The sequence below is a fragment of the Blautia sp. AM47-4 genome, from assembly GCF_003479865.1.
In the GTDB taxonomy this organism is placed as follows: domain Bacteria; phylum Bacillota; class Clostridia; order Lachnospirales; family Lachnospiraceae; genus Fusicatenibacter; species Fusicatenibacter saccharivorans.
The window spans coordinates 14,343-29,003 of sequence record NZ_QUHY01000017.1; the positions used below are offsets into that span (position 1 = coordinate 14,343).

Genomic DNA, 14,661 nt, shown 5'->3' on the forward strand with positions numbered 1-14,661 from the left:
TGAACAAAAACACTTGACTTTTGCGCAGAAATGGACGAAGATAGAAGTATCGGATCGAAAGATCAAAAATGTCCGTATGGCGTGACAAGAGAGAAAGAAAAAAATAATTTTCACAGAGGGAAACAATCATGAGTAAAATCATCGGAAACAATCTGCCGGATATGCCTTGGCAGGAAAAACCAGCAGGAGAGCACATGCCGGTATGGCGCTATGATCAGAACCCGATCATCGGCCGTTACGAGCAGAAACGTTCCAACAGTATCTTCAACAGCGCAGTCGTACCGTTCGAGGACGGATACGTAGGTGTATTCCGCTGCGACAGCCGTTCCATCAGCATGGACATCTTCGTTGGAAGAAGTAAAGACGGTATCCACTGGGAGATCGAGGATGAACCGATCAAATTTGAGGGCGCTGACGAGGAGATTCTGACAAGAGAGTACCGTTATGACCCGCGTGTCTGCAAAATCGACGACAAATACTATGTAACCTGGTGCAACGGCTATCACGGCCCGACCATCGGTGTTGCTTACACCTATGACTTCAAGAAATTCGTTCAGCTTGAGAACGCATTCCTTCCATTCAACCGTAACGGCGTGCTGTTCCCGAGAAAGATCAACGGCTACTACATGATGATGAGCCGTCCAAGCGACAACGGCCATACACCGTTCGGCGATATCTTTGTCAGCCAGAGTAAAGATATGGAATTCTGGGGAAGACACCGTCACATGATGAGCCCGGTCCGCGGCGATGAGTCTGCATGGCAGTGCACCAAGATCGGTGCCGGCCCGGTTCCGATCGAAACAGATGAGGGATGGCTGCTGATCTACCACGGCGTTATCACAACCTGCAACGGATACGTATATCGTATGGGATGCGCACTGCTTGATATCGACGAGCCGTGGAAAGTAAAATACAGAACGAAAGACTATATTATGGCTCCGATCACCCAGTACGAGTGCATGGGTGATGTTCCGAACGTAGTATTCCCGTGCGCAACCTTAAGCGATGCAGCAACCGGAAGAATCACTATCTACTACGGATGCGCAGATACTGTAACCGGTATGGCATTCACAACCGTAGATGAGCTGCTGAACTATGTGAAAGAGAATAGCCTTTGATTTATAAGATAACTTAAAAAGCGACAAGTCCGCCGGGCTTACGGGTGAAAGAAGCCTGCAGGTCCGGCGGACTTTCTTTTTAAAAATGACCCCATGGACAGCATAAGGAGGCACTATGAAATTTGTAAAAGAGCGTGTGAACGTAATCTGCCAGGAACTGGCAAGACTTTCGATTTCACAGAAAATTAAAATCACCGATATGCAGGTGAAAAATGGATGCTATATCACACCGGCAGAGGCCGATGCATCAAAAGAGCCGTGGACATCGTTTGATACGGTCAATGACCGCTGGTACGGACCGGACAAACATTACTGGTTCCGCACCACCATCACCATTCCGGAGAGCTTCGATGGAAAAAATCTCTGGATGAGAGTCCATGCAGGACTGGACGAATGGGATGACGGAAGAAACCCGCAGTTCCTGCTGTTTGCAAACGGCGAAGTGATCCAGGTATGGATATCAACCACCGCGAAGTACTTGTAAGAGAAAATGCAAAGGCCGGTGAAAAAATCCAGTTTGACCTGCAGTCCTACACCGGAACGCTGCACAGCGAGTTCCGTCTGCTGGCAGACCTTGAGGAGCATGATGCGAAAATCGAGGAGATCTATTACGACCTCATCGTTCCGATGCAGGGCCTGAACCGTATGGACGAGGATAATAAAACGCGTCTGGATCTCGAAACCGCACTGACCAACACGATCAATCTGCTGGACCTGCGCAAGCCGTACAGTAAAGAGTTCTACGCTTCCATCGAAGAGGCAGAAAAATGCATCCAGGAAGAGATCTATGAAAAAATGGGCGGCTGGGACGAAGTTGTGGCAACGTGCATCGGCCACACCCACATTGATGTGGCATGGCTGTGGACGATTGACCAGGTTCGCCAGAAATCCTGCCGAAGCTTTGCAACGGTATTAAAACTGATGGATGAGTATCCGAACTATCATTTCATGTCAAGCCAGCCGAAGCTCTACAGCTTTGTAAAGGAAAGACACCCGGAAGTATACGAGAAAATCCGCCAGAGAGTCAAAGAAGGACGCTGGGAGCCGGAAGGCGGCATGTGGGTTGAGGCAGACTGCAACCTGACATCAGGAGAGTCCCTTGTGCGTCAGTTCCTGTTCGGAAAACGCTTCTTCAAAGAGGAGTTCGGTGTAGACAACAAAATTCTGTGGCTGCCGGACGTGTTCGGATACAGCGCTGCCATGCCGCAGATTCTGAAAAAATGCGGAATTGATTACTTCATGACGACAAAGCTGGCATGGAACGAGTTTAACAAAGTGCCGTACGATACCATGAACTGGGAAGGAATCGACGGAAGCAAAGTTTTCACGCATATGATCACAACGCTCGGCGTCGGCCAGCCGGAGACCAGCTTCTTTACGACATACAACGGCATGCTGCATCCGGATGCAATCATGGGCGGCTGGGACCGCTATCAGAATAAGGATATCAACAACGATATTCTGATCAGTTATGGCTACGGGGACGGCGGCGGCGGCCCGACCAGAACGATGCTTGAGACATCCAAACGAATGGAAAAAGGCATCAAGGGCGTGCCGAAAGTACGCCAGGCATTTGCGAGAACGTATTTCGACGAACTGCATGAGAAAGTAAAAGACAGCAAACGCCTCCCAACCTGGATCGGAGAGCTGTATTTCGAGTTCCACCGGGGAACGTATACTTCGATGGCACGCAACAAACGCGGAAACCGTAAGAGCGAGTATGCGATGATGGAATTAGAGCTTCTGTCCGTTCTGGCAGAAAAGGCCGGAAAAGCATATCCGACCGAAGAACTGAACCGCATGTGGGAGATGATCCTGACAAATCAGTTCCACGATATTCTGCCGGGTTCCTCCATCCATGAGGTATATGAGCAGACGAAGAAAGAGTATGCGGAAATTGCAGAAACATCTGCAAAACTGATCGGTGAGCGTCTGGATGCACTCTGTGCGAAGAAGGACGAGAGTGTGACCGTATGGAATACGCTGGGCCATAGAAGAAACGATATCGTAGAGCTGGGCACAAACAGCGCTGAGGCACTGACCGATGGAACGAACGTGTATCCGGTACAGCAGACGAAAGACGGAGCGGTTATTTACGCAGAAAATCTGCCGTCCAAGGGATATCAGGTACTGCGCCCGGTAAGCGGATCCGTTGTGAAAACACCGTTTGCCATAGCAGAAGCAGGAGAGGGATATACCCTTGAGACACCGTTTTACACCATTGCAATCGATGCAAACGGCGAATTTACTTCCCTGTTTGACAAAGAAAATGACCGTGAAGTACTTCAGATCGGAAAAACAGGAAATGAACTGCGGATCTATGAGGATAAACCGCTGCAGTACAGCGCATGGAATCTGGACATCTTCCATACCGAGAAATCCTGGAAGGTAGAGGCGTGCGCCGCATGGAGTGGACAGAAAACGGTCCGGTCCGTGCAACCCTGGAGATCGAGCGCGAAGTGATGGATACCGTCATCCGCCAGCAGATCCACTTCTACGCAAAAGACCGCAGAATTGATTTCGAAACCTACGTTGACTGGAAATTTGCTGAGCATGTGCTCAAAGTACACTTCCCGGTTGACGTTCACAGCGATGAGGCAACGTACGATATCCAGTTTGGTAACGTGACAAGAAAACTGCACACCAACACAAGCTGGGATCAGGCAAAATTCGAGGTATGTGGCCACAAATGGGCCGATCTTTCCGAGGGAAGCTACGGTGTCAGCCTGATGAACGACTGCAAGTACGGCTATTCCATGAAGGATCGCGTGATGACACAGACCCTGATTAAATCCGGAACTGAGCCGAATCTGACGGCAGACCAGGAGGAGCATTCCTTTACGTACTCCTTGTATCCGCATGCAGGAACGTGGCGTGAGGCAGGTACGGTACAGGAAGCGCTGAATCTGAATGTGCCGGCAAAAGCTGTTTTTGGTGCGGCAGAAAAAGACCGCATGGAGTTCCTGTCTGCAGACAAACGCAACGTAGTGCTTGAGACCGTGAAGAAAGCAGAGGACGGAGACGGCATGATTGTGCGTCTGTACGAGGTGGAGAATGCGAGAACGAAAGTGACACTGCACTGCGCAGAATCCATTCTTTCTGCAGAGGAGACCAATCTGCTGGAGCAGCCGGCAGATGGCGCAATCGATGTGAAGGAGAACGAGATTTCGCTTACGATCAAACCGTACGAGATCCGTACGATCCGCATCCGCACAGAGAAATAACGTACAGAAACATAAAAAAGACACCGTATCCGAAAAACGGAAATACGGTGTCTTTTCAAAAAGCAAAATCAAAAAACGGATGCATCAGTCGCCGGTGGAAGCGCGGTACAGAACTTTGGATTCCAGATACGTGACTTCATGCGGCGTGTGCGGATATTTGATCCGGTAAAGAATCTGAAGCGCCAGGCGGGAGCCGAGCTCCTCATTGAAGACCTGAACGGTAGTCAGATTTTCTGCCAGAAGATCCTCGATATTGTTGTCAAAGCCGGATACGGCAACGTCCTCCGGCACGCGCAGTCCCCGCTTTTCAAGAAGCTGCATCAGAATACAGGCAACGTAGTCGCTGGCGCAGACAAAAGCGTCCGGCATGCGGGAAAGGGAGGAAAGGAAAGAATCGATTTCCTCGCGGTAGGAGTCAATCCCAAGCGGTGTGGTCAGGCAAAGAGAAGGATTCGGTGTTTTTCCGGCATCCATCAGTGCCTGGCAGAAGCCCTCATAGCGTTCGCGGTTGGACTGTGCGTAGCCGATATCACCCATGAAGCCCGGAAGAGTGCATCCTTCTCGAGAAGATGGGCGGTAATATTGCGGACGCTGTTCCGGCTCTCCATCAGGAGAAGATCGCCGTTCAGTTCATCCGGGGATACGAGGGAGGAAGTGTCCAGGAACACTTTGGGAATCTGTGTCTCTGCGAGCAGACGCAGAAGACGTTCGTTGTACACGTTCAGAACAATGATGCCGTGGACGCTTCCGTTTGTAAGTGTGGGCGGGAGAAAATACGTTTTATCCGCCGAAGTCGGAAGATACGTGTAAACGAGATTGACATTGTGTGTTGAAAATACTTTTGCAATCTGGTGGATGATGGTCATCCAGAAAAGTGAGGTTTCCGGTCTGCAGACGGCAACTGCAATGTTGACCGGCGTGGTCTCCTCCGCGCTGGAAGGATATTGAAAATCTTCCGGGATGGCATAGCCAAGCTCCTGGGCTTTGGCGATGACCTTGGTGCGCAGGGAATCGGAGACACCTTCGTGTCCGCTGAACACCTTCCAGACGGTGGTCCGGGAGATGCCCAGGGAATTTGCAATTTCCTGTAAAGTGACTTTTTTCATAGTTTCAACCGATCCTGTTACAAATTTTAACTACTAACCGATATTATACGCTTAAAGTGTAATTTTTTCAACCTTTCCGTTGGAATACAGAAGGAGGAGATGTGCACGATCGGCACTCGGACAGGAAATCAGGTACGTACGGCTGGTGGTTTCAATGGTATATCCAAGATCTTTTACAGATTTATTCCAGTCGTTCGGTGCATACGCATCCAGCGTTTTCTGCAGTTCATCGAGGCTGCTGCTGTAGGAGCCGGTTGTCTCAAACAGAATATTTTCTGCGTAATACAGCTTGCGGAGCTCCCATTTGCGATACTCGTCCTCCGGAATGGTGCTGTCGCATGGAGCATCCTCGCGGTCCTCGGAGAAGAAGACGAAAGCCCACAGCTCCGGATAATGAATATTGATGACGCCGGTCGGAGCCCATACCCAGTTGTCTTCCGGGAGAACATTTCCGTTTTCATCGGTGCGTTTTACGTAAGTGTTGTCCTTGACATCCACATTCCACTGCACACGGGAGAAGTTCATACGGTAAAATTCTCCGTTTTTCGGTGCGCGGCGCTCTTTCTGGTATTCGTAGAGAGCGGAGAACGGAATCACAACCTCAACACTCCAGCCTTTGTTTTCAGCGGAAGGATCGTTGATGGAACCGTCCACATGGACAGCGGTGCGAAGGCCGTGCATATCGTAGCCATTGAGGCCGCTGCCGCCGTCGCGGTACGGCTCTGCGAGAAACAGATCCCATACCGTGTTCAGAACGTTCATTTCAAATTCATAGTAATGGTACGTATCGGAATCCGGGTCAACGAAGATCTCGAAATCGTTGTCAAAGTAGATGACAGAATCGCGTTCTGTTAAATGACCCCAGATTTCATCGCCGGCAAGGTCGGCAGCAACGTAAAGATTTTCATCATCCCAGAGCATTTTTGCGCGGGTGACAAAACGCGGAAGCGGCATGTGGCTGCCCTGGATATCCAGAAATTCATCGGTATACGGTGCGTCCTCCCAGAATGGTTTGTTGATATTTCCGTCCAGATGGAACTCTTTTTTTGCGCGGTGGCAGGTATAAACTGGCGGTGCAAACGGGACAGCCGGAACCGGAATCGTGATGTTTTTGCTCATAAGTAAAAACCTCCCTTTGTAATTTGCAAAATTTAGTAGCGAAAGGTATCATAACACTAAAAGTAATAAATTTCAACATGAAAAATGAACAAAAATGAACGAAATATAACTTATTGTGGACAAAAGTAAAAAAATGAGATACAATAAAGCCGTTTCATAAGAGAATTTTGGGGGAAACAGATCAAAAATACACCGGCAGGAAGAAAACGGCCGGGCAGAAAGCATATAAGGAGGAAAATCAGATGGAAGCATATCAGAATACAGCCCTTTCACCGGAAGAGAGAGCAAAGGATCTTCTGGGAAGGATGACATTAAAGGAAAAAGTGGGACAGCTCAATCAGCGTCTGTACGGATTCCGGATCTATGAGCGGCAGGGAGAGGAATTTACCCTGACCGACGAATTCAAAGAAGAAGTAGAGCGCATGGGCGGACTGGGGGTTCTGTACGGCCTGTACCGTGCCGACCCGTGGGCAGATAAGGACGAGAAGACCGGAATCGTGCCGGAACTCTCCGCGAAAGCCTACAATATGGTACAGCACTACGTCATGGAACATTCCCGCCTCGGCATTCCGATGATGATGAGCAGCGAGTGCCCCCATGGCCATCAGGCACTCGGAGGAGGTCTGCTTCCGGTCAACCTGGCTGCCGGAGCAACGTTTGATCCGGCGCTTCTTTCGGAAGGCTACAAGGCATGCGGAAAGCAGTTAAAGAGCGGTCATGTGGAGCTGGCGCTGATGTCGGCACTTGATATGGCGCGTGATCCGAGATGGGGAAGAAGTGAAGAGTGCTACTCTGAGGACCCATGCCTTGCAGCCGCAATGGCAAAAGCAGCCGTGACCGGCATGCAGTCGACCGGCGTCGGCAGCGTGGCAAAACATTTCTGCGCCCAGGGCGAGACGACCGGAGGTGTGAATGCGAGTGCGGCGAGAATCGGGGAGCGTGAGCTGCGTGAAATCCATTTTCCGTCTGCAAAAGCGTGCTGCGAAGCCGGTGTGGAAGGAATCATGGCGGCGTATAACGAGATCGACGGCGTGTACTGCCACAGAAATGCATGGCTGCTTCGCGATGTACTGCGCGGTGAGATGGGCTTTGACGGCATTGTGATGGCAGACGGACTGGCTGTCGATTTCCTGAAAAACACAGAGGGGGATACGCTGCATGCAGCCGTTGCGGCAAGAAAGGCCGGTGTTGATGTGAGCCTGTGGGATGAAGCCTTTGGCCGTCTCGGTGAGGCGGTTGATCAGGAACTTCTGGAGGAGAGCCAGATCGATGAGGCGGTGCTCCGCGTTCTGAAACTGAAATTTGAAAAAGGTCTGTTCGAGCATCCTTATATGGAAGAAAACATGCTTTCCCCGGAAGAAGCCGGCATCCCGGAGGTATCTCTTGCACTGGCGCGGGAGTCTGCTGTGCTTCTGAAAAATGAAAAGACGGTGCTTCCGCTTGCAAAGAAATATAAAAAAGTAGCAGTGATCGGCTACCATGCGGCAGACCGTTACTGTATGCTCGGCGATTATACTCCGCCGGTGCCGGAAAGCGAGTGCGTCACGGTTCTGCAGGGCATGAAGCAGGAAGCACCGGATGGCGTGAAAGTCTCTTATGCGATGGGGTCCGGTTTTTCCGAGGCGGATGAGCATGAAAAAGCAAAAGCGATGGCACTTGCAGAAGAAAGCGATGTGATCGTGGCCGTTGTCGGCGGTTCCTCCTCACGGTTTGGAGGAGCTGTGTTCGATGCAAACGGAGCAGCCTCGAAGGGAACGGGCAGCCGTTCGATGGACTGCGGCGAGGGAATGGACACCGCGAAGGTTCACATTCCGGCCGCGCAGGAAGAACTGATTGCAGCACTTGCCCGCCTTGGCAAACCACTGGTAACGGTTGTAATTGCCGGAAGAGCATACTGTATCGAGAAGATCGAAAATGCTTCCGATGCCGTTTTATATGCATTCTACCCGGGACCGATGGGAGGCAGGGCAGTTGCTGAGCTTCTCTATGGAAGCAGCAATCCGTCCGGCCGTCTTCCGGTTTCTATGCCACGCCACGTGGGACAGATCCCGGTATGCTACAATTATCGGACTTCCGTTGCCCCGGCGTACTGTGATATGACAAGCCAGCCGCTGCATACCTTCGGAGAAGGAAGATCCTACACAACGTTTACCGGCAGTGATGTTTCCGTAACAAAAGAAGAAAATGGTATTTCTGTTTCCTTTACCGTGGAAAATACCGGAAATATGGCCGGAACTTCCGTTCCGTGCCTGTATGTGCGGAAACGTTCCGGCGGCGTTGTGGCAAGAATCAAAGAGCTGAAAGCCTTTACGAGAATTGCACTTGCACCGGGAGAGAAAAAAGAAGCTGTGTTCCATCTTACAAAAGAGGAGCTGAATTTTGTCCAGATTCCGGGAAAACCAGAGGTCATCTGCCATGAGTACGAGCTGATGCTTGAAGATGGAGCAGAGAAATGGTGGACTGGAAACGTGACGGAAATGTAAGAACGGACGAAAAAACATAAAAATATAATAAAAATGAACAAAGAAGGAAACTATATTACAAAATAAAGAAACATAGCTTCCTTCTTTTTGTTTGCAAAAAATGGATAAAAATATAAATGGATCGTATGCTCCGATGCCGTGAAACGAAAAACAAAGGGAAAAACAGGAGAATTTATGGGAAAAGTGCTTAAAAAGTATCGGTTTAAATTGCGTAAAAGTAACAAAATAATATTTGTGTTCAAAAATTAATTGACAAATAAGGAAACAAAATGTAAAATAAATTCATCAAAACAGTGTTGGATAAATCTTAAATAACAGATTTGATTGTGGCAGTTGTACAAAAAAGAAGCAGCATGCGAGGATGATGCGAAAGCAAAATGTTCAAAATGTTCACGACAAGGGATGCTCCAATCAAGGAAAACACGAAACCTTTAAAAGGGAGGACAAGAGAGAAATGAAAGAGAAACCAACAAAAGCAAAGAAAAAAGGCCGCACCATCCGCGCCTTTAAGAGAGACATCTCGCTTTGGCTTTTCTGTGTTCCGGGCGTAATCCTGACATTCATCTTCAGCTACATTCCGATGTATGGTGTACAGATCGCGTTCCGCCGCTTTAATGCGACAGCCGGAATCACAAAGAGCCCGTGGGTAGGCATGTACTACTTTGAGAGATTCTTCAACTCTCCATACTTTGCTTCCACCATCAAGAACACATTGATCCTGAGTCTGTACGGACTGGTTGTATCATTCCCGATTCCGATCATCCTGGCACTGATGCTGAACTCCTTCCGCCATAAGAGATACCGGAAAGTGATCCAGACCGTCACCTACGCGCCGAACTTCATTTCCACCGTAGTTATGTGTGGTATGATCATTCTGTTCCTGTCTCCGTCCGTCGGTGTTATCAACCACGTACTGGAAGCAATCGGAATTCCGGCGGTCAACTTCATGGCGAAAAAAGCCTACTGGAGACACATTTATGTGTGGACCGGCGTATGGCAGAGTACAGGATGGAGCTCTGTTATTTACTTCGCAGCACTCGCCGGCATCAGCCCGGAGCTGCATGAGGCGGCAAAGGTAGACGGCGCAACGAAATTACAGCTGATCCGTCACATCGACCTTCCGCTGATCATGCCGACCGCGACCATTCTTCTGATTATGAACTGCGGAAGCATTCTTTCCGTCGGCTTCGAAAAAGCCTTCCTTCTGCAGAACAACCTGAATGCCAGTGTATCCGAGATCATTTCCACCTACGTCTATAAGGTCGGTCTGATCAACAACGATATGTCGTATTCTTCAGCAATCGGTCTGTTCAACACCATCGTAAACATGGTTATGCTGATCATTGTCAATACGATATCTGATAAACTTTCGGGCAACAGCCTGTGGTAGGAGGAAACAAAAACATGAGTAAAGAAAATACCGCAGTGACAAAAAAGAAAATAAAACGCTGCAAAGAGGACGTCGTTTTTGACGCAGCCTGCTTCATTATCCTGACGCTGGTTCTGTTTGTTGTGGCATATCCGCTGTACTGGGTTATCATTTCATCCATCAGTGCGCCAAGCGCCGTATCGAGTGGTAAAGTACTGCTTCACCCGATCGGATTTACCCTGAAGGGCTACGCAGAAGTATTTAAAAACGACCAGGTTATGAGAGGCTTTTTAAACTCCCTGATCATCACCTTCTGCGGTGTCATGGTCAACCTGATCGTAACGCTTCCGACATCATATGCACTTTCCAGAAGCAATTTCTCCGGAAAGAAACCGATCACCATTTTTTACCTGATCACCATGTTCTTCGGCGGCGGTCTGATCCCTACCTATCTGGTTATTCAGAGACTGCAGATGCTGAACACGATCTGGGCACTGATTCTTCCGGGATGCTTAAGCGTATACAACATGATCGTGGCAAGAACCTTCTTCAAGTCGAACATTTCGGAAGAGCTGTATGAGGCAGCTGAAATTGACGGCTGCACCCAGGCGAGATTCTTTTTCCAGATTGCACTTCCGCTTTCCAAAGCGATCATCGCAATTCTGGTTCTGTACTATGGTGTCGGTCACTGGAACTCATACTTCTCAGCACTCGTTTATATTTCGGACAAAGCAAAGTATCCGTTGCAGCTGGTTCTGCGTAACATCCTGATCACGAACCAGACCGCGCTGTCCCAGACAGCAACAACTGCGGCAGCAAGAGCAGCACTGCAGGAAAAACAGCAGCTGATCGACGTTATGAAATACTCGCTGATCATCATCAGCAGTATCCCGGTTCTGGTTATGTACCCACTGGTGCAGAAGCACTTTGTAAAGGGTGTTATGATCGGATCCATGAAGGGTTGATTTACAAGAAGAAGTTTTTTTAACGATTTATCTGCCGCACGGGAAACGGCGGTATGTAAATAAAGAGTCCGGACAACGGACAGGCAAAAGCGCTTCCGGCGGGAAAATGCCGCCGGAACAACACAGGAGGGAAAAATCATGAAAAGAAAAGCAGTCGCAGCAGTTTTAACTGCAGTAATGGTGGCATCTATGTTTACCGGATGTGGAAGTGATAATGGAAGCAGCTCGGCAAAGAGTGCTTCTGCAGCATCCGCAGCATCCGCAGCAAACGACACCGTGGATGAGGACGGAAAAGTAAACGGCATTATGTATCAGGAAGGTCTTCCGCTGGTAGACGAGGGAGATTACACCTTCTCTATCTTCTGCGATGATTCCAGCGAATCCGGCGAGTTTATCATGCTCGATGAGTTCAAAAAACAGACCAATGTAGACGTTGACCTGAAAATTTATCCATACGAAACAGCAACGGAGAGACTGAATCTGGATCTGAACTCCGGAGATTACGCGGATGTGATCGGCGGATGGACCTTAAGCGACAATGCAATCCTGACCTATGGTGTAAACCAGGGCGTATTCATTCCGCTGGAAGATTATTTTGAGAAATATTGCCCGAACATTTCTGCGATCCTGGATCTGCCGGGTGTAAGAGAAAAAATGACAGCACCGGACGGACACATCTACACAATTCCGTACGTATGCGCCGATTCAACCGTTGGATACAGCCCATACATCAATACGAAATGGCTGGAGAATGTTGGCATGAGCATGCCGACCACTACAGACGAGTTTGAGGCAGTCTTGAAAGCCTTCAAAGAGCAGGATGCAAACGGCAACGGTGACGCTTCCGATGAAATCCCGTTCTCTACCGACCCGAACAACAAACATATCGAGGCTATGGCCGGTTACTTCGGACTTCCGATGAACAAACTTGGTATTGCAATCCAGAATGAAAAGGTTGTTTACGGCGGTGTCAGCGATACATACCGTGAGTTCCTTTCCTGGTTCCACAAACTGTATGCAGAAGGACTCGTAGACGTAGAGCTTTACACACAGGACAGCTCCACATGGGAAGGTAAAGGAAATCAGGACCTGTACGGCGTTTCCATCGCATACGGAAGCGGAGAGTTTACCGGAATCCCGGCTGCAGAGGAAAGAGGCGATTTCGACTCCATGCCTGTTCTGAACACAGACAAAGACGGAATCTGGCTGCGCGATACGGAAGGCTTCAGCGTATACAGAACCCAGGCTGTCATCACAAACAAGGCAGAGCATCCGGAAATCATCTGCCGCTGGTTTGACAATGCATTCGCACTGGAGAACGGCATCGGCTGCAACAGAGGACCGGTTGGTGTGATTGTAAACAAAGAGGATGACGGATACCATGCGATTGACACCACCACACTGTCTGAGGAAGATCAGGAAAAATATTCCTGGGGCAATCTGTGGCCGCAGTCTCTGCCGAAATATCTGCCGGCAGACTTCGAGTTTGTAGAAGAGCATCCGATGTATGATGAGAAAAAAGCAACAGAGGAAGCTTATGAGGCAAATCTGACCAAAGAAATTATTCCGTCCTACTGGATTGACTTGGATAAAATTGATACCTTCTCTGATACGAACACAGCAATCAAAGATTTCTTTGAGCAGCAGCAGGCGCAGTTCGTATGCGGCGAGCTTGACATTGACAACGATGCTGACTGGCAGGCTTATGTAGACGGTATGTACTCTCTGGGACTTGAGGACTGGGTAGCAACTCAGGGTATCGAGGAAATCGCGAAATAAACAGGAAAAGGTAACGATATTTCCTGTGGCGTGAAAAAAGGCATATTACAGTGTAAAACGGTAATATGCCTTTCTTTTTGGGCAAGAACTGATATAATGGGAAGAAACAATAAAGGGGTAATTAGATCGGATAAAAAAGCTATGCCCGGAGTCTTTTAATCCGGGAGTACAAAAAAAGGAGGAGCTGGAAGAGATGATGCAGGACTGGTTTCGGAACGCGAAGCTGGGCATTTTTATCCATTATGGGATTTATGCGGTGGGTGATGTGTCAGAGTCATGGTCGTTCCACAACGGAAATATTTCTTATGAAGATTACATGAAACAGTGTGAAGGCTTTACAGCATCGAAGTTTGATGCGAAAAAATGGGCGGAGCTGTTTCAAAAAGCAGGTGCGCAGTACGTGGTTATGACAGCGAAGCACCATGACGGCGTGGCACTGTTTGATACCGGATACAGTGATTTAAGTGTTGTGAAGAAAACACCGGCAGCGCGCGACCTTGTAAAAGAGTATACAGCTGCCATGCGTGAGGCAGGTCTGAAGGTCGGCCTTTATTATTCGCTGATCGACTGGTCGGATCCGCGGTACCGCACGGTTTACCCGGAAGGAATGAAAAAAGAAGACTGTCTGAACGATATCTATGGTTCCCCGGCCGGAAAAGAGGAGGAGCCGGAGAAATGGCAGGAGTTTCTGGAATTCAACAATCATCAGTTAAAAGAACTGATGTCAAATTACGGAACGGTGGATCTTTTATGGTTTGATGGTGACTGGGAACGGAGCGCGGCACAGTGGAAGATGCCGGAATTCAGGGAATATCTGCATACCCTGAATCCGAACGTTGTATTGAATTCGAGAATGCAGGGCTATGGAGATTATGAGACACCGGAGCAGGGAATTCCGCTGTACGGACCGAAAGGCGAGTGGGAATTCTGTACGACAATCAACGATTCCTGGGGATATCGTCCATCGGACAATGATTACAAGAGCAGCGGTCAGATTGTGCGCATGTTCTGCGACTGTATCACCCTTGGAGGAAGAATGCTGCTGGATATCGGACCGAAGGAGGACGGAACGCTGGATGAACGCCAGGAGAAAGTTCTTCTGGATCTGGGCGGATGGATTCATGACCATAAGGAAGCGGTATTTGGAACAGAAAAAGGACTGGATTACAATCATTTCCTCGGCGGAAGCACGATTTCGGCGGATAAGAAGACGATGTATCTTTTCGTCTATGATAAGCCGCAGGAGACACTGTGTGTGAAAGGCATTAAAACACCGGTAAAAAGGGTGACGGTTCTGCATACGGGAGAGGAGCTCCGGTTCTCCTACACAGGTTCACTTCCATGGAGCGGCATTCCGGGAACGCTCTGGATCTGGGCCGGAGAGATGAGCATTCATCCGTTTGCAACGGTTGTGAAGGTGGAGCTTGAGGATGAGATCACCTACAATCTGGGACACGGGGAAGTCGTAACATTTAATGAGTAAAACGATTCGGACAGA

12 protein-coding genes are annotated in these 14,661 nt (G+C 49.1%); 9 read left to right on the forward strand and 3 right to left on the reverse strand.

Going from position 1 to position 14,661, the window contains the following annotated elements; translation table 11 throughout:
- Nucleotides 1-128 precede the first annotated feature (128 nt).
- The 4 genes from DW965_RS11950 to DW965_RS21425 all read left to right on the forward strand — a co-directional run bounded on the left by DW965_RS11950 (nucleotide 129) and on the right by DW965_RS21425 (nucleotide 4,342).
- Nucleotides 129-1,118: a glycoside hydrolase family 130 protein gene (locus tag DW965_RS11950; protein ID WP_055221374.1), complete on the forward strand. Its 990-nt coding sequence runs from the start codon at nucleotides 129-131 to the stop codon at nucleotides 1,116-1,118.
- 115 nt (nucleotides 1,119-1,233) lie between these two features.
- Complete coding sequence (locus DW965_RS21415; protein WP_330421155.1) at nucleotides 1,234-1,602, forward strand: hypothetical protein; 369 nt, start codon at nucleotides 1,234-1,236, stop codon at nucleotides 1,600-1,602.
- The gene (locus DW965_RS21420; protein ID WP_330421156.1) at nucleotides 1,572-3,581 is read left to right on the forward strand and encodes an alpha-mannosidase; all 2,010 of its coding nucleotides are present in this window, start codon (nucleotides 1,572-1,574) and stop codon (nucleotides 3,579-3,581) included. Before DW965_RS21415 ends, DW965_RS21420 begins: the two co-directional genes overlap by 31 nt.
- Nucleotides 3,524-4,342, forward strand: coding sequence for a glycoside hydrolase family 38 C-terminal domain-containing protein (locus DW965_RS21425; protein ID WP_330421157.1), 819 nt, complete (start codon nucleotides 3,524-3,526; stop codon nucleotides 4,340-4,342). The genes DW965_RS21420 and DW965_RS21425 overlap by 58 nt, the downstream gene beginning before the upstream one ends.
- Nucleotides 4,343-4,426: 84 nt before the next feature.
- On the opposite strand, the gene DW965_RS11960 is transcribed toward DW965_RS21425, so the two are convergent.
- From DW965_RS11960 to DW965_RS11970, 3 genes are read right to left on the reverse strand one after another with little or no spacing between them, the layout of a single operon-like run.
- Nucleotides 4,427-4,879: a substrate-binding domain-containing protein gene (locus DW965_RS11960; protein ID WP_119198421.1), complete on the reverse strand. Its 453-nt coding sequence runs from the start codon at nucleotides 4,877-4,879 to the stop codon at nucleotides 4,427-4,429.
- Nucleotides 4,816-5,448, reverse strand: coding sequence for a LacI family DNA-binding transcriptional regulator (locus DW965_RS11965; protein ID WP_119198422.1), 633 nt, complete (start codon nucleotides 5,446-5,448; stop codon nucleotides 4,816-4,818). Before DW965_RS11965 ends, DW965_RS11960 begins: the two co-directional genes overlap by 64 nt.
- A gap of 51 nt (nucleotides 5,449-5,499) precedes the next feature.
- Nucleotides 5,500-6,567: a carbohydrate-binding family 9-like protein gene (locus tag DW965_RS11970; RefSeq protein ID WP_055221380.1), complete on the reverse strand. Its 1,068-nt coding sequence runs from the start codon at nucleotides 6,565-6,567 to the stop codon at nucleotides 5,500-5,502.
- A 242-nt stretch (nucleotides 6,568-6,809) separates the two neighbouring features.
- Between DW965_RS11970 and DW965_RS11975 the strand changes: the two genes are divergently transcribed.
- The 5 genes from DW965_RS11975 (at nucleotide 6,810) to DW965_RS11995 (ending at nucleotide 14,646) form a co-directional block, all read left to right on the forward strand.
- The gene (locus tag DW965_RS11975) at nucleotides 6,810-9,050 is read left to right on the forward strand and encodes a glycoside hydrolase family 3 N-terminal domain-containing protein (RefSeq protein WP_147398788.1); all 2,241 of its coding nucleotides are present in this window, start codon (nucleotides 6,810-6,812) and stop codon (nucleotides 9,048-9,050) included.
- 454 nt (nucleotides 9,051-9,504) lie between these two features.
- Nucleotides 9,505-10,440, forward strand: a complete 936-nt coding sequence (locus tag DW965_RS11980) for an ABC transporter permease (RefSeq protein WP_022463174.1) — start codon at nucleotides 9,505-9,507, stop codon at nucleotides 10,438-10,440.
- A 14-nt stretch (nucleotides 10,441-10,454) separates the two neighbouring features.
- Complete coding sequence (locus DW965_RS11985; RefSeq protein ID WP_022463175.1) at nucleotides 10,455-11,384, forward strand: carbohydrate ABC transporter permease; 930 nt, start codon at nucleotides 10,455-10,457, stop codon at nucleotides 11,382-11,384.
- A gap of 138 nt (nucleotides 11,385-11,522) precedes the next feature.
- Nucleotides 11,523-13,163, forward strand: coding sequence for an extracellular solute-binding protein (locus DW965_RS11990; protein WP_117814259.1), 1,641 nt, complete (start codon nucleotides 11,523-11,525; stop codon nucleotides 13,161-13,163).
- Nucleotides 13,164-13,347: 184 nt separating this feature from the next.
- Complete coding sequence (locus DW965_RS11995; protein ID WP_256372493.1) at nucleotides 13,348-14,646, forward strand: alpha-L-fucosidase; 1,299 nt, start codon at nucleotides 13,348-13,350, stop codon at nucleotides 14,644-14,646.
- The last annotated feature ends 15 nt before the right edge of the window (nucleotides 14,647-14,661 follow it).

What these genes read in the sequence shown, in the direction of transcription:
- DW965_RS21420 (WP_330421156.1), top strand. Translation starts at nt 1,572, where the DNA reads ATGGATATCAACCACCGCGAAGTACTTGTAAGAGAAAATGCAAAGGCC.
- DW965_RS21425 (WP_330421157.1), top strand. Translation starts at nt 3,524, where the DNA reads ATGGAGTGGACAGAAAACGGTCCGGTCCGTGCAACCCTGGAGATCGAG.
- DW965_RS11965 (WP_119198422.1), bottom strand. Translation starts at nt 5,448, where the DNA reads ATGAAAAAAGTCACTTTACAGGAAATTGCAAATTCCCTGGGCATCTCC.
- DW965_RS21415 (WP_330421155.1), top strand. Translation starts at nt 1,234, where the DNA reads ATGAAATTTGTAAAAGAGCGTGTGAACGTAATCTGCCAGGAACTGGCA.
- DW965_RS11985 (WP_022463175.1), top strand. Translation starts at nt 10,455, where the DNA reads ATGAGTAAAGAAAATACCGCAGTGACAAAAAAGAAAATAAAACGCTGC.
- DW965_RS11975 (WP_147398788.1), top strand. Translation starts at nt 6,810, where the DNA reads ATGGAAGCATATCAGAATACAGCCCTTTCACCGGAAGAGAGAGCAAAG.
- DW965_RS11990 (WP_117814259.1), top strand. Translation starts at nt 11,523, where the DNA reads ATGAAAAGAAAAGCAGTCGCAGCAGTTTTAACTGCAGTAATGGTGGCA.
- DW965_RS11960 (WP_119198421.1), bottom strand. Translation starts at nt 4,879, where the DNA reads ATGGGTGATATCGGCTACGCACAGTCCAACCGCGAACGCTATGAGGGC.
- DW965_RS11980 (WP_022463174.1), top strand. Translation starts at nt 9,505, where the DNA reads ATGAAAGAGAAACCAACAAAAGCAAAGAAAAAAGGCCGCACCATCCGC.
- DW965_RS11950 (WP_055221374.1), top strand. Translation starts at nt 129, where the DNA reads ATGAGTAAAATCATCGGAAACAATCTGCCGGATATGCCTTGGCAGGAA.
- DW965_RS11970 (WP_055221380.1), bottom strand. Translation starts at nt 6,567, where the DNA reads ATGAGCAAAAACATCACGATTCCGGTTCCGGCTGTCCCGTTTGCACCG.